This window comes from Clostridium sp. (genome assembly GCF_036660475.1).
Lineage (GTDB): Bacteria > Bacillota > Clostridia > Clostridiales > Clostridiaceae > Clostridium_J.
In genome coordinates this window covers 271,395-290,325 of the sequence record NZ_JAVXAO010000001.1, presented here as the reverse complement: position 1 = coordinate 290,325, position 18,931 = coordinate 271,395, and the positions used below count along the sequence as shown (strand labels likewise).

Genomic DNA, 18,931 nt, shown 5'->3' with positions numbered 1-18,931 from the left:
TAGTTTTTTTATTGACTTTAACCCTAGACTAAAGTTTACAATAATATTAAGAAAACTATTATTAAGGGGATGAATCAATGGGAAAGAATTATACGATAAGTGAGGCTGCTAAAATGTTCAACATAACTACTAATAAAATCAGATTTTATGAGAAAAAAGGGTTATTATCACCTTTAAGGGGAGTGGATAATGAATATAGAAATTTTAATGACAAGGACATAATTAGATTGCAGTCCATACTAATATACAGATCAATAGGATTAGCTATCAATGACATTAAGAATATATTAGATAACAGTGAAAAGGAGAATTGCTTAACACATTTTAATAATCAATGGGAACTTGTTAATAATGAAATTCATAGGTTAAGCATTATAAGAAAATCCTTGGAAAATGTAATTGATAAGCTTTATGAAGAAACAGCAGAATATAAAATAGATAATGAAGCATTAAATATAATAAATAGTAGCAATGAATTATATAATATTAAAAGCAATTGGAAAGATAGATGGGATTTTAATAATTGGGCAAAGACTTATGATAAGGCAGTTATAGAAGATAAAGGGGAACTAAAAATATATGAAAATTATAATCAAATATTACAAAGTGTATATGATTTAGCTAGCAATTTAAGTGTAAACAACCCCAATATATTAGAAATAGGTATAGGTACTGGTAATTTAGCAAGTAAATTTTTAAATGATAATTGCAATATAGTTGGAATAGATCAGTCTAGAGAAATGTTAACAGTGGCAAAAAAGAAATATCCTAAATTAAAGGTTAGATTAGGTGAGTTTTTAAAAATACCCTATGATAACAAATGTTTCGATGTAATTATTTCAACCTATGCTTTTCATCACTTAAATAAAAATGAAAAATCTATAGCAATTGAAGAAATGCTTAGAGTATTAAAGGATGATGGCAGCCTAATTATAGGCGACTTAATGTTTAAGGATATAGAGGATGAAAAAAATACGTTTAAAGGGTTATCGGAAGACCAAATAGCAGAAATAGAAGATGAGTATTATTCACATATTGATTTTCTAGAAAGTGAATTTGAAAAATATAATAAGAGCCTAGAATATAGAAAAGTAGATAGATTTAATTATATAATAAAGGTAAGGTAATATGTTTTTATATTTAATAAATGATAAAAATATATTTGAAATTGTTGTTTAAAAGATAGGCTTATTTAAAGTCTATCTTTAATTTTTATAAAGATATATTCTAATTAAAAATGTACAATTTAGAATTGAAAATGTTATTCTATAGCATAGAGGAGGGATTAATATGTTATCTGAGAAATTTAATAAATACATGAGTTGGATTATGGGGTTAGCAATTACAATAATTACAGTGTTATTTTCAAAGTATAATTTATTATTTAAAATAATTATTATATGCGGAGTTATTATTTTAAATAAATATATTGTAAATGCAACTATTAAAAATATAAATGCTGAAATAGAAAAGTTGAAATTGCATAAACTTAACTTTTTAGGAATAAACCCTAAATTTAAAATAATTATTGAAATAATAACCATGGTAATTATATGTTTCATAGAAATTTACTTTGTCATAGGGGTGTATAGTAAAGGTATAAGGTATGGGTCACCAATAGGAATATGTTTTTTTATAGCAATTATATTGATTTTTATTGATAGACTTTATGGTCCAAAGGTAGAGTACCATAAATTAAAGGATCAAACTATTTTCATACTGTATGCAAGCAATGTAACAGGGACTAATATTTTTGGAAGAAGAGTTGGTTCTTATGCAGAGGGCATTATTATAGACAATTTTATATTCTCTACAGGAGAAATACTATATTCTAATGAAACAAATGAAGGATTTACAATAATCCTTACAGACAGTAGAAAAATAATTATTCAAGATAAAAAAGCTGAAAAATTCTTGAGGGATAGAGTGAAATAGCCATTGCAACTACTAGTTGACAAAGATGCAAACTGTAGGTGGTAGTGTATTTACAAAGGTATATATATAATTTATGTGAGGTGATAATAGTGAATTTTGGAGAAAAGCTACAAAAAATTAGAAAAGATAAGGGGCTGTCACAAGAACAATTAGCAGGATTATTAAATGTATCTCGTCAAGCCGTATCTAAATGGGAATCTGGACAAACATATCCGGAGTTAGATAAACTAATAACATTGAGCGATTTATTCAATATAAGTTTAGATGAATTAGTAAAGAATAAAAATATAGAAGTTAGTTATAATAATGAGGAAAAAAACAATGGCAAAGAAGCTGTATCAGGAGAGAATGAAGATATAGAGGTTGAAGAAAAAGAAGATGAAGATGATGAAGAAGAAGATAAAGATGGAAATATAATTTTCGGATGTTTTATGATTGGAACAGCAATTGGGTTATTTACGGAAAATTTCATGTTAGGAACAGTAGGTGCGTTTATGGGTTTTGGACTTACTTATATTTTAAAAGCTATCAAAAAGTAATTGTAAGCTGAGTATTATTTAAAAGATAGTATTTTGATAGCAAGTGAGGTGTTAGGGTGGAGTATACAATTAGTAAAGCAGCAGAGAGTGTTGGGTTAAGTAATTATACATTACGATATTATGAAAAAGAAGGGTTATTACCAAATATAGAAAGAAATGAAAGTGGTATTAGAGTTTATAGAGATTCTGATATTCTTTGGATAGAGTTAATTAAATGTTTAAAAGATACGGGGATGTCTATAAGTGAAATTCATCGTATTGTAGAATTAAGTTTAGAGGGGGAACATACAATTCCAGAAAGAAAAGAAATTTTGAAAAATCATAAGAAAAAATTAGAGGAACAGATGGATCAACTTAGATTATGTTCTAATAAGATTGATAAAAAAATAGATTGGTATAATGGAAAGCAAGATAACTGTTAAAGTTAATCTAATAATATAGATAGTTATATAGGTGTGACAGATATTATCTACAACTTACGAAGATATGGGTGTTATAGTGGGTAGCATAAGATAAATTTCATTAATCTTATTGACTTAGAGTTAACTCTAAGGTGTAAACTACAATTAATATAAAATTTAGATGATAACTTTAGGAGGTAATTTAATTATGATTAATTTCAATTTTTATAATCCAACAGAAATAGTATTTGGGAAAGATACTTTAGCACAACTTGATAATCTTGTACCAAAGGGTGCAAAGGTTCTTGTACTTTACGGTGGAGGAAGCGTTAAAAAGTTTGGTACTTTAGATAAAGTAAAGGAAGAACTAGGACAACGTGAAGTGATTGAGTTTGGTGGAATTGAGCCAAATCCAAAGTATGATACTTTAATGAAAGCAGTTCAGGTTGTAAAAAAGGAAAAAGTTGATTTCCTACTTGCTGTAGGTGGTGGTTCAGTAATGGATGGAACTAAATTTGTTTCATTAGCATCTACATATGAAGGTGAAAATGCTGAGGATTTATTTAGTTATGGACTTGTACCAGAATCCGTAGCCAAGGGATTACCAATTGGTACAGTTGTAACATTACCAGCAACGGGTTCAGAAATGAATAATGGTGGAGTGATTACTTCAAGGCTTGGAAAACTTGCGATTTTTAGTAATAAAGCATTTCCGAAGTTCTCAATAATGGATCCACAGTTAACATATACTTTACCAGAAACACAAGTTGCAAATGGAATTATTGATACTTTTATCCATACAGTTGAGCAATATGTAACATTCCCAGCTGAAGGAAGATTTCAAGATAGAGCAGCAGAAGGTATCTTACAAACATTAATAGAGGTAGGTAGAAAGACTATTGATGAACCAACAAACTATGATGCTAGAGCAAATCTTGTTTGGTGTGCAACAATGGGCTTAAATGGTTTAATTGGTGCTGGAGTTCCACAAGACTGGACCACTCACATGATAGGTCATGAATTAACATTATTATTTGGAATTGATCATGCTAAAACCCTCGCTGTTTTACAACCTTCTATTTGGAATGTTAGAAAAGTAGAAAAGTATGCTAAGTTACTACAGTATGGTCAGCGTGTATGGAATATAACAGAAGGAACTGAGGAAGAACGCATAGAGTTAGCTATAAATAAAACTCGTGAATTCTTCGAAAGTTTAGGGGTTAAAACCCATTTATCTGATTATGGTGTAACAGCAGATAAAATAGAAGATGTTATTAATTCATTAGAAAAGCATGGGATGACAGGATTATCAGAAACAGGAAACCTTACATTAGATATAAGCCGTAAGATTCTTGAAGGTGCAATGTAGGAGGAAAATGAAACAATGTAATTATAATGAGCAGGCAAAAGAGTTATCTTTAAATTTAAGATAGCTCTTTACTATATTTAGTATTTAGATAAACTATTTGATATAAGTGAAAATATTATTGTATAAATTTTAAGGATATAATGGAATACCTTGGTCAATGATGTATAATGTAAAGATGTATAATTTAAATCAAATAGATAAGTTACATGAATTTGATTTGTATGAATTAGGAAGGGAGCCTTTATGTTATTAAAATTAGAAAATATTAGAAAAGAATATGTGGTTGAAAATAAGGTTAAGTTTGATGCTCTTAAGGGAGTAACATTAGGGTTTGATAAAGGTGAATTTATTTCAATTCTTGGACCATCTGGCTGTGGTAAATCTACTTTATTAAATATTATTGCGGGGTTGGATAAGCCTACAGAGGGAAATCTAATTGTTGAGGGTAAATCAACTGGAAAATATAAATCAAAAGACTGGGATTTATATAGAAAAAATAATATTGGATTTGTTTTTCAATCTTTCAATTTAATTGAGCATTTAACGGCTTTAGAAAATATTGAAATGGTTATGAATTTAATTGGATTATCAAAGAAGGAGCGTATAGAAAGAGCAAAGATGCTTTTAGAGAAGGTTGGATTATCAAAGCATATGAATCATAAACCAGGAGAGTTATCAGGCGGTCAAAAGCAGAGAGTTGCTATAGCTCGTGCCCTTGCAAATGATCCGGATATTATTTTGGCAGATGAACCAACAGGTGCTTTAGATAAGAAAACCGGAATACAAATAATGAATTTACTTAAGGAGATAGCTAAAGATAAGCTGATTTTGATGGTTACTCATAATGGACCTTTAGCTTATGAATATTCAAGTAGAGTTATATCAATCCTTGATGGAGAAATTATGAAAGATGAGATTTTAATTGAAGCTGATAAAAATCAGTTGAAATCAGAATTAAAGAAGAAAAATGGAAGTATGTCTTTAAAAGATTCTTTAAAGTTGTCTTTAAGAAATATTAAACAAAAAATAGGGCGGATTGCAATTACAACTATTGCGGGGTCAATAGGTATTGGTGGTATTTTACTAGTTGTTGGACTTGGGAATGGGGCTAATGATTATATAGATAGACAAACTAATTCCTTTGTCAGTGCAAATGTAATACAAGTTGGAATGTCCTTTAGAGATCAAGAAGTTCAAGCTAAGGAATATCCAAAGACAATAGAAGCTTTTGATAAAATTAATGAAAATAATAATGTGGTAGATATTCGTGAGGCATTAGATATTACATCTAATACCATTTATGAAGTAAATGGTGAGAAAATAGAAAAAATAACGTTTAATTCTTTGGCAGGAGAAAATTATTTAGCAAATATAGAACATGCTATAGAAGGTAGGTTACCAAAGGATGATTCTTTTGAATTATTAGTAAATAAAGATATGGCAAAGCAAATTGTGAAAAAACTTGGTATGGATGCAGAAGCGGATTATAAATCGGCTATTGATAAACCTATTAAGGTGAGTGTTGAAGAAAAAGCCGTTAATCCATTAACTGGTGATGAAACTGTGGTTAGAACCTATACGAAAGAGTTTACCATTGTTGGAATTGCTAATGAAATTGCTTTAAATTCTGGGGCTGTTTATTATTCCTATGAACCAGTTTATAATTGGTTAAGGGATGAAGGCTATTTTATAGGAAAAGAAAATAGAGTTATTAATGCAGAAGTTGTGGTAGATGAAGTTAAACATAATGAAACTGTACTAGACTGGATAAATGCTAAAGAAAATGGTGGTATTGGCGAGAGAAGAGATCCAGCAGAAAAAGGATTTAAGGCTTCTTCACAAGTAGTTATGGTAAAGGAAGCTTTGAAGATGTTAATAAATTTAGCTCAGGCAGTTATGATTGTTTTTGTTTCTGTAGCTTTAGTTGTTTCATCTATTTTAATAGGAATTGTAGTGTTTTCAAGTGTTCTTGAACGTAAAAAAGAAATTGGAATATTAAAGGCAGTAGGAGCAAGAAATAAAGATGTTTCTCGTGTATTTAAAGCAGAATCTGCTTTGATTGGATTCTTTGCTGGAGTAACAGGGATAGTAGTAGCGTTCTTAATACAGCCTTTAGCTAATAAATTTATAGAAGATGTATTAAAGGTGGATGCAGAAAAACTTATAAATATTCCTCTGTCAGGAATTCCATTTACAAATGTTAAATTCCCTTTTGCAACAATAATTGGGTTAATAGTAATAAGTGTTCTTGTAGCAATTATGGCAGGATATGTGCCATCTAAGAGAGCAACAAAAATTCAAGTTGTTGATGCATTACGTGATGAATAGGAGGGGAAGCAGATGTTAAAGGTTAAAAATTTAAAAAAGACTTATAAAATTGGTGAGCATGAAATTGCTGCCCTTGATGATGTATCTTTTGAATTACCAAATGGAAAATTAGTAGCAATTGTAGGCCCTTCTGGGTGTGGTAAAACTACACTTATGAATATTTTAGGGGCTTTGGATAGTGATTTTAAAGGTGAAGTGGTTGTAAATGAAAAATCATTAAGAGAGGCAAAGAGCAAGGATTTAGATAGTTATCGTAAAAATACTATAGGATTTATATTTCAGCAGTTTAATCTTCTAAATTCTCAAACATCTATCCAAAATGTTCAGCTTGCATTAGATTTATCTGGGCAATCAAAGGTTGAGAAGGATAAGAGGGCAAGAGAATTATTGAAGGGAGTTGGTCTTTTAGACCAAATGAAGAAAAAAGTGAATTTATTATCAGGAGGACAACGTCAAAGAGTTGCCATTGCTAGAGCCTTAGCAAATAATCCTGAAATTATTTTAGCCGATGAGCCAACAGGGGCATTAGATGTTAAAACTGGCGAACAAGTTATGGATTTACTTAAGGATATATCTAAGGATAGACTTATATTAATGGTAACTCATGCACCGGAGTTGGCAGAAAAGTATGCGGATATTATTATAAATATGGAAGATGGAAAAATTATTTCTATTGAGGAAAATTCTAGTTCGGTAAAATCTTCGAGCAATGTACTGAAAAAGAAAGAAACAAAATCTAAGATGTCTATAGGAAAGGCATTTAAGTTATCCTTAAGAAGCGCTTGGCTTAAGAAATGGCGTACTTTAGCAACTGCTATTGGGACTTCAATTGGAATAGGTGGTATTGCGCTAGCTATAGCAATTACGTCAGGGACTACAGAATCAGTAAATACCCAGGTAAATGGAATTTTTCCGACAAATTCAGTTATGGTTGGGTTTAGAGAAAATTTAGAGAAAAATCCAAGTCAATATAAGAATTTAAAATATGAAGATATAGGAAAAATAAACTCTTTAGACAATAGTTTTTATTCTTACTACTTTCCAGTTCAGGGAGAAGATATACCAATGGCAGCTTTCTACTCTTTAGAGAAAGAATTATTAGAAGAGGAAAACTTCTTTGAAAAGTTATCGGATCCAACTACTATAGATAGAATGATAGATATGATGTCAGCAGGGTCAATCGAAGATGTAAAGAGTGACATACAATATGGAACATTACCTTCAGAGGGGTCCTTAGATGAAATGGTTATTTCCTTATCTACAGCTAAAAACATAGTTAAAAGTGATGAGGAATTAGGAAGTTTAATTGGGAAGACTATCTATGTTTCATTTGTTAAGACGCCAAGTCATGCTGATATGATGATGAAACCCGATGTAAAGCCGGTGGTTACAGTACTACCATGGAAAATAGTTGGAATCGCAAATACAACTACTTTAATGAACACATATTATACAGAAAGTGAATGGAATATTAATTACTATGAAAAGTACTTTAATATAAATAAGAATAAAATAGAATCTGCTTCTATGGTGCTTTATGGGAAAAATGCAGAAACTATAGAAGCAGATATTGCAAAATTAAACTCAACTCAAGAGATATACCAATTTGAAATGACAGGGAAAACTATAACTGGTCAAATTGATACCACAATGAAGCAAGTTAGAATGGGACTTATAGGTTTTGCTGGAGTGTCTATTGTAGTTGCAGCCTTGATGATATCAATAGTTATATATATATCTGTACTTGAAAGAACCAATGAAATAGGTATATTAAGAGCTATAGGTGCTAGAAAAAGGGATATAATGAATATATTTGTATCAGAATCATTTATTATAGGGATACTATCAGCATTTATAGGAATAGGAATTGCAGTAGGAGTGTCTAAAGTAATAAATAATTTAGTTTATAGTTTTCTACAAACTTTTGCAAATAATGCTCCATATATGGAAGTGGCAAAATTACCACTTCAAGATGGAGGCTTTATATTATTGTTCTGTGTTGCATTAAGTATGATATCAGGTCTTTATCCATCACTAAGAGCTTCTAAAATGGATCCAATAGATGCATTAAGAAGAAGATAATTTTAATATATAGTATAAAAAAGTAAAGGTTCATTTCAAATTGAAATGAACCTTTTTGTATAGACATATAGGGTTAGCTATTACTTTTTATTAATCCTTACTTTTTTAGATATTATATAGCCTAGATAGCCTAAAATACTTAATATTATTAAATATGGGAAACTAGCAACTAAAATCAGTATAATAGCTGTTCCGAAGAATTTTAAACTTTTTAAAGAGTCATTAAAAGCTTTAACGATTTTTTCGCCCAAAGTTACAGCGGGAGATTCGATATTGGTAGTTTCTATAACTTCTTGAAGACGAATGTTTATGGTTGAATAGTCTACTAAATTATCCATTTGCTTTAGGGAGCCTTGAAACTTTTCAATTTCATAACGAATTTCTGTGAGTTCACGCTCTATTTCAAGAATTTCCTTGATATCTTTTGCTTGGGTTAGAAGAGAAAGATATTTATCTTCCTGAGCCTTTAGCACCTTTACACGAGTTTCACTGTCATAGTAAGTACTACTTATATCATCACCATGGGTAAGTTGGCTTGTAATTAACCCAAGGTTAGTAGTTTCCTTTAAGAATTCTTGAAATTTGTCCTTTGGAACTCTTACTACAAAAGAAGCGCTTCGATTTTTTCCATAGTTGCTACTCTTAATACCGACTTGAGATATATTTGAAGACTCAATATATCCTTTGAAATTTTTTACAAGTTCTTCAACAGTAGTTAAAGACTTATCAAATTCTAATGTCTCTATAACTAAATCGGCTTTATTAATTATTTTTTTATCTTGGGTATTTACTGTAGAGTCAGGATTAATAATAGCATCTTCTTTAATTTCAGGGAATATTTGATTTTTGTCGGAGCCCATATCTAGGCTGGGAGCATCTCCGGTATTGCCAGTAGCACTAGAATTAAGTTTATTTCCACATCCAACAAGGGATAAAGTCATGATTATTGAGAGTATGATTAAAAGCTTTTTCATATGAACCTCCTTAATAAAAGTATTCTATAAGATATACGAAACAGTATGTGGATTTAGTACATAGAATTGTGGCATTAATAAGTATTTATTATTTGTTATAATTATTTTACTGAGGGGTTTTAGACAAATATATAATATTGTATAAATACAAGTGAATATCCTTAAACTATAATAATAAGTAACAAGTTGAAAAATATTAAATAGAAAGTTGAGGATATTATATGAGTAAAAAATCAAACAATAAAAATATATTACTTGCTATAGGAGCAGCAGCTAGTGCAGCAGCTTTAGCAGCAGTGACTGTAAATAAACTTAAAGGTAAATCAGAAACTGGGTCTGTGACAGTTAACTATACAAATAATGAAGAAAATCAGGTTTATTTCATTGGTGGTGGGTTAGCGTCTTTAGCAGGGGCAGCTTATCTTGTGAGAGATTGTAATTTTAAAGGTGAAAATATTCATATTATCGAGGGAATGAAGATTCTTGGAGGTAGCAATGATGGATCGGGTGATGCTGAGAATGGTTTCCTATGCCGCGGTGGTAGAATGTTAAATGAAGAAACCTACGAAAATTTTTGGGAGTTATTCTCTAGTATTCCATCACTAGAGTTACCGGGTAAAACTGTAACAGAAGAAATTCTTAATTTTGACCACCTACATCCAACACATGCACAAGCACGTTTAATTGATAAATATGGAGTAATTCAAGATGTGACTAGCATGGGTTTCAATAGTGATGATCGTATGGCACTTGGAAAATTAATGGTTACATCGGAAGAAAAGTTGGATGATATGACTATAGAACAATGGTTTAGAAATACGCCGCATTTCTTTGAAACTAACTTTTGGTATATGTGGCAGACAACTTTTGCTTTCCAAAAATGGTCTAGCCTATTTGAATTTAAAAGATATATGGAACGTATGATTTTTGAATTCTCTCGTATTGAAACTTTAGAGGGGGTTACACGTACTCAGTATAATCAATATGAATCAGTTATCCTTCCATTAAAAGCTTATTTAGATGAATTTGGTATTGATTTTAGTATTAATGCTACAGTAACTGATTTAGATTTTAAACAGGGAGATGAAATTACAGTAACTGCAATACATTTAGAAGATAGTGAAGGTGAAAGAGTTATAAATTTAAATCAAGGTGATATATGTATTATGACAAATGGATGTATGACTGATAGCGCAACATTAGGTGATTTTAATACTCCAGCTGAATATAATCCAGATAAACCAATCTCAGGTGAACTTTGGGAAAAGGTAGCTAAGAAGAAAATGGGACTTGGAAATCCAGAACCATTCTTTGGTCATCCAGACCAGACTAACTGGGAAAGTTTCACAGTAACATGCAAAGGAAATAAATTCTTAAAACTGATTGAAGAATTTTCAACTAATATTCCTGGTAGCGGGGCTTTAATGACATTTAAAGATTCTAATTGGTTAATGAGTATTGTTGTTGCGGCTCAACCACACTTTAAAAATCAGCCACTTGATACTACTATTTTCTGGGGGTATGGATTATATACAGAAAAAATTGGTGATTATGTTAAAAAGCCAATGCGTGAATGTACTGGTGAAGAGATGTTAACAGAACTTCTATATCATCTTCATATGGAAGATAAAACAGATGAAATCATGGATACTGTAATCAATGTTATTCCATGTATGATGCCTTATATAGATTCTCAGTTTCAACCACGTAAGATGACTGATAGACCACAGGTTATCCCAAAAGGCTCAACAAACTTTGCTATGATTAGTCAGTTCGTTGAAATTCCAGAAGATATGGTATTTACAGAAGAATATTCCGTACGCGCAGCAAAAATGGCTATATATACACTTTTAAATGTAAAAAATAAAAAGGTTATTCCTGTAACTCCATATAAGAAAAATCCAAAGGTTTTAAAGGATGCATTAAAGACATCTTATAGATAAAACTCTTTATCATAAAATTATAAATTAACTACTTAGTTATGCAAATGTAACTGAGTAGTTTTATTTATTACCTTTTCAATATCCCCATTAACTAATCTTTCAACTTTTTCAATAATACTTTCAGGACTATCCTTCATACCAGTTTTCATCCATGAAGTTAAAATGCCGATAAAGGCAAAGGTGTAAAATTTAGCAATGAATTCTTTTTCAGTAGAAGATAAATAAGAGTTTTTAGATACTTCTTCAACCACATCAATGAGAAGATGGAAAATTTCAGCTTCTAAAAATGTTTCAAGATGTTCTCTTCCCATTGAATTAAAGGTATTCATACAAAAGGATTTATTATTAATTACATATTGAAATATTTTAAGAAAACCTTGTTGCCAAGTGTCATAGGTTTTGCAGTTTGAAATACTTCCAACAGCTTCAGTCTTATAAATCCATCCTAGTAAATCATATATATCTTGAAAATAATAGTAGAAGGTTTGACGATTGACGCCACAATCAATAACTATATCTTTAATAGTAATTTTCTGAAGAGATTTTTTTGTCATTAGATTTTTTAATGAAGTAGCAAGGGCTTTTTTTGTGATTAGTGTCATTTGGAATGCCTCCATTTCTTGAAATTTATATGTTCTACATAATTAGTATTTTGGTGTTAAATAATACTAATTATATTAATTATAATATGTTTGAATTTAATTTGCTATATTAGGCATCTGAAAATAGATAACAAGTAAAGAGGTGAAGAATATTTTAAGATCTAAAAGGAAACAGGTTCCGCAGATGATAGAGCCATCTAAGGGGTCTATTGACGCAGGATACTGATTTATTTATCTTTTGAAGATGCCTTAAATTAATGAGTAGAAATTTTTCAAATATATATTTATTAGAAAGAAGTCATAGAAAAGTTTGAAGAAACCCTTTAATAATAAGCAAATGAATATTATAATGAAAAGAGAAGTTAAATTATATGATTATTATAACTATTTAGACATTTAACTGCAGTACTTATAAAATTATCGAGGGATATTTCAGAGTTTATCTCAACTTTAATGAAGAGGAGATGTTAAAGCTGATAGTCCTAAGCTAAAAGATTTACATGTTTAAAGTTATATTATGAAGTATGAACTTTATATTACATAGGAGGGGAATATGATGATATCAGTTAATAAGGAAAATGTTTTAAATACAGCGAAGCAGTTGTTACTTACAGATAGTCCAAGTGGATTCTGTTATGATGTTATGGAAATGATAGGTTCATGGGCAGAGAAATTTGGTTATGAATTTGAAACAACTGTTAAGGGTTGTGGAATTATAACAGTGCCAGGGAAAAGTAGCGAAAGAGTAGTTGGATTATCTGCGCATGTAGATACTTTAGGAGCTATGGTTAGATCTATTTCAGGTAGTGGTACTTTAAAGTTCACTTTAATAGGAGGACCTATTGTTCCTACTTTAGACGGAGAATATTGTAAGGTTAGAACTAGAGATGGAAAGATATATAATGGTACATTCTTAAGCACAAGTCCAGCAGCACACGTATTTGAAGATGCTAAATCTAAACCACGTGATGCTAAAAATATGGAAATAAGACTTGATGAAGTAGTTAAATCTAAGGAAGATGTAGAGAACCTAGGAATATGTGCTGGTGACTTTATATTTATAGATCCTAAAACTACAGTAACAGAGAGTGGATTCTTAAAATCTAGATTTATAGATGATAAGGGTAGCGTTGCATGTCTTATAAATTTATTGGATATATTAAGTACTGAAAAAATTGTTCCAACTTATACTACTAAGGTTTTCATATCAGTATATGAAGAAGTTGGACATGGTTCATCTTATATTCCAGCAGACATAACAGAGATGATCGCTGTAGATATGGGATGTATAGGAGAGGACTTAACTTGTACAGAATATGACGTTTCTATATGTGCTAAGGACTCAGGTGGTCCTTATGACTACAATATGACTACTGATTTAATTAACCTTGCAAAGGGTAATGAAATTAAATATGCAATAGATATTTATCCAATGTATGGATCAGATGTTGGTGCTGCACTTCATGGAGGGAATAACATAAAAGGTGCTCTTATAGGACCTGGAGTTCACGCATCCCATGGAATGGAAAGAACCCACTATACTGCTCTTGAGGGAACAATAAAATTATTATACGCTTATTTAACAAAATAGAAGTTTTAATAACTTTATTGAGATAAATAGTAAGAGAGAAGCAATATTATAAATTATATTGCTTCTTTTTTTATATAGAAAGTATAAGAGTTATATATATTCCATGATTGGTTTTCAATCAAATCTAAGTTTTATCATTAGGAGAGTGGCCAAGGCCAATTTGCTATTGCAATGAGTTATTTTAAGAGAATGGAACATATAAGTTTAATAAGAACATATATATTAAATTTAATTGTAAATGGAGATATCTTTAAGTATAGAAAAAGTAAAATAATAAAGGAGATTAAAATAAAAAATAGAATTAATTACAATATATACTATATTATTACGAATTTATTTTGGGGGTAATATCAATGAAATTTAAATTAAAGAAGGAAGGAACTATTGCAATTATATTTGTCGTGGTCTTTGCGATAATATTATTAGGGTTAAAATATTCATTACCAGTAAAGGAAGAAGACTATGTAAAGAAAAATAGTAATGTCTTAGATTTAAGTAATTATGAGAATAACTCAGATTTAAAATTAATTAAGAACGATATAGAAGATAAAAAAATTATTATTACAGGTGGACAATATAATATAAAACAGACTAGTGACATGCAAGAAAAATTTCTAAATTATTTAATAGACAGTTGGGACTTGAAGTATTTTCTAATTGAAGATGGATATGCACGGACGGCTATTTTAAATGAATACTTACAAAGTGGAGATGAAAAACTTTTGGAGGAGTATTATAATACGGAGGGACAATTTTCATATTTAAGTACTTTAAAAAAAGATATGTTTAAAAACCTATATTTGAAGAATAAGGAACTGAGTGAAAAGAAGAAAATACAGGTTATAGGAATAGGGCCTTTGGAAGCAAAAGAAAAGGTAATTACTTATTTTAATATTTTAATTGAAAAACATGAAGAATTATCTGAAACTCAAATAAGTACAATAAATAAGTTTTTAAAAGATATAGAAGAGTTTAATATTAGCTATTATGTACAAGACACAGAGGAAGTTAAGAATAATACTGCAAAGCTTTTGGCGGTTATAGAAGGTTTTGAGAATGATATAGATCAGGATTCAAAAGGTTATAAAAAAGCATTAGGTGATGACTTTTATGGGATAAAACATGTAATTAATAATATTAAGAATTTGCAGCGGATTACTGAAATTATAGGTAATAATAGTGAGGAGGATATTATATTAGCACAAAATTTTGCTATAAAGCTGATTCATGAAAACTTTACAAAAGTGTATAAGGAATTTGGAAAAGGAAAAGTTTACATGAATTCATCACAAGGTGGTATATACCAGAAAGAGATTTATAAGGTTAAAACACTAGGGGTGCTTATGAATGAAGATAAGAATTTTAAGGATAAGGTATATAGTCTTAATATAATATATGGTGGTGGACGGGCAGAATTAGAAAGTGGAGAATATACAAATCTTTCAAATATGAGATATGAACTAAAAAAATTATTAGAAGATACGGCATTGAATGAAGGGGACGTAATAATAAGGTTAGATAGTGGAAGAAGTCCATATAAGAAAAAATTTGAACTTAAGTATTTTGACACTATGAGAGATGATGAGTGCTTCAATGAAAATCCAGGTATGACAACAGATTATTTTCAGGGAGTTATTGTAATAAATCAACCTAGTATCAGTGATGAATGGTATGAAATGATAAAAAATTCAGGGGATTAGTTGTAGGCATAGAAGGGGGAATATCAGTGAAATTTAAGTTAAATAAGGAAGGAACTATTGCAATTATATTTGTTGTGGTCTTTGCGATAATATTATTAGGGTTAAAATATTCATTACCAGTAAAGGAAGAAGACTATGTAAAGAAAAATAGTAATGCCTTAGATTTAAGTAATTATGAAAACAACTCAGATTTAAAATTAATTAAGAATGATATAGAAGATAAAAAAATTATTATTACAGGAGGACAATATCATATAAAGCAGAGCAATGATCTACAAGAAAAGTTTTTAACTTATCTTATAGATGATTGGGATTTGAAGTATTTTTTAATTGAAGATGGATATGCACAGACGGCTATTTTAAATGAATACTTACAAAGTGGAGATGAAAAATTTTTAGATGAGTATTATAATATGGAACGACAATTTTCATATTTAAGTAGTTCTAAAAAAGATATGTTTAAAAAACTATATTTGAAGAATAAGGAACTGAGTGAAAAGAAGAAAATACAAGTTATCGGAATCGTGCCTGTGGAAGTAAAAGAAAAGGTCAATGTTTATTTTAATATCTTAATTGAAAAACATAAAGAGTTATCTGAAGAACAAATAAGCACAATAAATAAATTTTTGAAGGATATAGAGGGAATTAATATATATTATAATGGACTGGATACAGAGGAGGTTAAGAATAATACTGCAAAGCTTCTAGCGGTTATAGAAAGTTTTGAGAATGATATAAATAAGGATTTAAAAAGTTATAAAAAAGCATTAGGTGATGATTTTTATGGAATAAATCATGTGATTAATAATATTAAAAATTTGCAATACATTCCTAAAGTTTCAGGAGATGGAGGTGAGGAGTATTTTAAAACAATACAAAACCTTGCTTCAAAATTAATGTATGAAAACTTTGAAAAAATATATAAGGAGTATGGAAAAGAAAAATTTTACATGCATTCAATTCAAGGTGGCAACTACCAAAGAGAGGTTTATGGGATTAAATCACTAGGTTGTCTTATGAATGAAGATAAGAATTATAAGGATAAGGTATATAGTTTTAATACAATTTATGGCGGTGACCCTATAAAGTTAGAAAATGAATCATATACAAACATTTCCAATGCAAGAGAAGAGCTAAAAAAATTATTAAAAGATACAGCACTGAATGAAGGGGATGTAATAATAAGGTTAGACAATGGCAGAAGTCCATATAAGAAAAAATTTGAACTTAAGTATTTCCAAAATAATGACGCTCTTGTAGATGATGAATATTTTAAGGAAAATCCAGGGATGACAACAGACTATTTTCAGGGAGTTATTATAATAAATCAACCTAGTATCAGTGAGGAATGGTATAAAATGATGAATGATATGAATAATTCAGGAAATTAGATATAGTATTTACATCAATATATTTATATAAATATAATTAAGAGTTATAGCATTTGGGTATATTAAAAGTAAAGTTATACTAATGATGTAATGAAAGTTATATAAATTTATTTAAAAAACAACAAACATCTTGAAAAAAAAGGAAAGATGTATTACTCTTAATATATACAGTTGATTGAATATTCAGAGAGAAATCTTCGTTTAATTCAATAATATAAATTCTAATTAAAATGAATCTAACAGAAAAGAGAAATCTAATCTGAAAGAAACAAGCATAGTTCTAAATATTTTATTAGGGTCAATAGGTATGATATATTTAAGGATATAGTCACTACTTATTGTTATATTAAGATTTCTATAATTAATATAAAATGTAGAAGTCTTAAGGATTAATATTGAATGTTTTGAGCCTAGTTTTCTTTCAGTGAGGAGAAAACTAGGCTTTTCTTTTATTTTAATCCTAATAAGGTCAGATAATAGGTGGATAAATTTAAAATCAATTTAATTATAGTTAGGCATCTTCAGATGCCTTAGTAAAAATAAGTGAATATAATCTGTTTAACTAAGGTTATACCAGATATTAAGAAGGAGAAATATAGAATGAAGAAGATAGCGGTAATAAGTGCAATATTAGAAAATCCAGAGACCTGTCAGCATGAATTTAATGAAGTAATAACTAAATTTAGAGGAGGCATAAGAGGGAGAATGGGGATTCCTTTAGAAGAGGGAATTTCAGTTGTGTCAATTGTTATAAGTGGTGAGTTAGATGAAATAAATAGTCTTACAGGAAAACTAGGAAACATAGAGGGCGTTATTGTGAAAACCTCCATTTCTAAAAAAGAGATATAGCTACACACATAGATGATATCAGATAAATATTTTCAAGGAGGGTGGGATAGTATGATTAAAGAATTAATAAACAGGCTATATGAAACTAATGATTTATCTTCTGAGGAGCTACTTTATGTTTTAGATAATCTAGATGAGGAAAGTAAAGCTATTTTAATAGAAAAAGCTAATGAGACAAGAATGAAGGTTTATGGAAATAAAGTATATATCAGAGGACTTATTGAGCTTACTAATTATTGCAATAAAAATTGTGCTTATTGTGGAATTAGAGGGGGAAATAAGAGGGCGGAAAGATACCGTCTTACATTAGAAGATGTTTTAGAATGTGCAAGGGTTGGAAATGAGTTAGGGTATAAGACCTTTGTACTTCAAGGTGGAGAAGATTCCTATTTTACAGATGAAAAACTTATAGAGATTATAAGAGGTCTAAAAAGTGAATACCCAGACAATGCCATAACTATTTCTATGGGAGAGAGAAGTTATGAGTCTTATAAAAAAATATATGATGCAGGGGCTGATAGATATCTTTTAAGGCATGAAACAGCGACTAAAGAGCTTTATGAAAAATTTCATCCGGGAGCTAGTTTTGAAAACAGAAGAAAATGTCTTCAGGATTTGAGAAAAATAGGCTTTGAAGTAGGGGCAGGATTCATGGTGGGACTTCCAGGTCAGACAAATAAGGACTTAGTTAATGATTTATTATTTCTAAAGGAATTAAAGCCAGAAATGTGTGGAATAGGTCCATTTATACCACATAAGGATACGATTCTTAAAGATGAAGCACCGGGAACTGTAGATAAGACTGTAATAATGTTAGCTTTAGTAAGATTACTACTTCCAAAGGTATTATTGCCAGCAACTACAGCCCTTGGAACTATCGATGAAATGGGTAGAGAAAAAGGAATAAAGGCAGGAGCTAACGTTATTATGCCAAATCTTTCGCCAAGTCAGGTAAGACAGAAATATAGTCTATATGATGGAAAGGTATATACAGGGGATGAGGCTGCCGAATATAAAAGTAAAATAGAAGAGAAAATTAACCGCATTGGATTTGAAATAGAAGTAACTAAGGGTCATAACGTTGGTTGGGTAAGAAAGTAGGATGCTGAAGATTGGAAATAAAAGGGTTTTACAAGATTTTACAATTTCACTTAGAGGATTAGTATAATGCGGCGCTGATAAGATATAAACACAAATATAAATATAGGCAAAATAAAGATATAAGTA

15 protein-coding genes are annotated in these 18,931 nt (G+C 29.9%); 13 read left to right on the top strand and 2 right to left on the bottom strand.

Annotation, left to right across the window (positions count from 1 at the left end):
- The first annotated feature begins 77 nt into the window (after positions 1-77).
- The 7 genes from RSA29_RS01230 (at position 78) to RSA29_RS01200 (ending at position 8,654) form a co-directional block, all read left to right on the top strand.
- Entirely contained in the window at positions 78-1,127 is a 1,050-nt protein-coding gene (locus tag RSA29_RS01230) for a MerR family transcriptional regulator (protein ID WP_346941726.1), read from the top strand.
- Positions 1,128-1,290: 163 nt separating this feature from the next.
- The gene (locus tag RSA29_RS01225) at positions 1,291-1,935 is read left to right on the top strand and encodes a hypothetical protein (RefSeq protein WP_346941727.1); all 645 of its coding nucleotides are present in this window, start codon (positions 1,291-1,293) and stop codon (positions 1,933-1,935) included.
- An 80-nt stretch (positions 1,936-2,015) separates the two neighbouring features.
- The gene (locus tag RSA29_RS01220; RefSeq protein ID WP_346941728.1) at positions 2,016-2,474 is read left to right on the top strand and encodes a helix-turn-helix transcriptional regulator; all 459 of its coding nucleotides are present in this window, start codon (positions 2,016-2,018) and stop codon (positions 2,472-2,474) included.
- A gap of 56 nt (positions 2,475-2,530) precedes the next feature.
- Complete coding sequence (locus RSA29_RS01215; RefSeq protein ID WP_346941729.1) at positions 2,531-2,896, top strand: MerR family transcriptional regulator; 366 nt, start codon at positions 2,531-2,533, stop codon at positions 2,894-2,896.
- A gap of 187 nt (positions 2,897-3,083) precedes the next feature.
- On the top strand, positions 3,084-4,244 hold the full coding sequence (locus tag RSA29_RS01210; protein WP_346941730.1) for an iron-containing alcohol dehydrogenase: 1,161 nt from the start codon (positions 3,084-3,086) through the stop codon (positions 4,242-4,244).
- 243 nt (positions 4,245-4,487) lie between these two features.
- Positions 4,488-6,572 (top strand): ATP-binding cassette domain-containing protein, encoded by a 2,085-nt coding sequence (locus RSA29_RS01205; protein WP_346941731.1) that lies wholly within the window; start codon positions 4,488-4,490, stop codon positions 6,570-6,572.
- Between the two features lie 12 nt (positions 6,573-6,584).
- Positions 6,585-8,654: an ATP-binding cassette domain-containing protein gene (locus RSA29_RS01200; RefSeq protein ID WP_346941732.1), complete on the top strand. Its 2,070-nt coding sequence runs from the start codon at positions 6,585-6,587 to the stop codon at positions 8,652-8,654.
- An 80-nt stretch (positions 8,655-8,734) separates the two neighbouring features.
- On the opposite strand, the gene RSA29_RS01195 is transcribed toward RSA29_RS01200, so the two are convergent.
- Positions 8,735-9,628: a DUF4349 domain-containing protein gene (locus RSA29_RS01195; RefSeq protein WP_346941733.1), complete on the bottom strand. Its 894-nt coding sequence runs from the start codon at positions 9,626-9,628 to the stop codon at positions 8,735-8,737.
- A 221-nt stretch (positions 9,629-9,849) separates the two neighbouring features.
- Between RSA29_RS01195 and RSA29_RS01190 the strand changes: the two genes are divergently transcribed.
- Complete coding sequence (locus tag RSA29_RS01190; RefSeq protein WP_346941734.1) at positions 9,850-11,571, top strand: oleate hydratase; 1,722 nt, start codon at positions 9,850-9,852, stop codon at positions 11,569-11,571.
- 32 nt (positions 11,572-11,603) lie between these two features.
- On the opposite strand, the gene RSA29_RS01185 is transcribed toward RSA29_RS01190, so the two are convergent.
- Positions 11,604-12,173, bottom strand: a complete 570-nt coding sequence (locus RSA29_RS01185; protein WP_346934466.1) for a TetR-like C-terminal domain-containing protein — start codon at positions 12,171-12,173, stop codon at positions 11,604-11,606.
- Positions 12,174-12,726: 553 nt separating this feature from the next.
- Here RSA29_RS01185 and RSA29_RS01180 point away from each other — a divergent pair.
- From RSA29_RS01180 to hydE, 5 genes are all read left to right on the top strand, one after another.
- Positions 12,727-13,764: a M42 family metallopeptidase gene (locus RSA29_RS01180; RefSeq protein ID WP_346941735.1), complete on the top strand. Its 1,038-nt coding sequence runs from the start codon at positions 12,727-12,729 to the stop codon at positions 13,762-13,764.
- Positions 13,765-14,117: 353 nt separating this feature from the next.
- Positions 14,118-15,464: a hypothetical protein gene (locus tag RSA29_RS01175; protein WP_346941736.1), complete on the top strand. Its 1,347-nt coding sequence runs from the start codon at positions 14,118-14,120 to the stop codon at positions 15,462-15,464.
- 26 nt (positions 15,465-15,490) lie between these two features.
- On the top strand, positions 15,491-16,855 hold the full coding sequence (locus RSA29_RS01170) for a hypothetical protein (RefSeq protein ID WP_346941737.1): 1,365 nt from the start codon (positions 15,491-15,493) through the stop codon (positions 16,853-16,855).
- A gap of 600 nt (positions 16,856-17,455) precedes the next feature.
- Entirely contained in the window at positions 17,456-17,704 is a 249-nt protein-coding gene (locus RSA29_RS01165; RefSeq protein WP_346941738.1) for a TM1266 family iron-only hydrogenase system putative regulator, read from the top strand.
- A 51-nt stretch (positions 17,705-17,755) separates the two neighbouring features.
- Entirely contained in the window at positions 17,756-18,805 is a 1,050-nt protein-coding gene (hydE, locus tag RSA29_RS01160) for a [FeFe] hydrogenase H-cluster radical SAM maturase HydE (RefSeq protein WP_346941739.1), read from the top strand.
- Positions 18,806-18,931 lie beyond the last annotated feature (126 nt).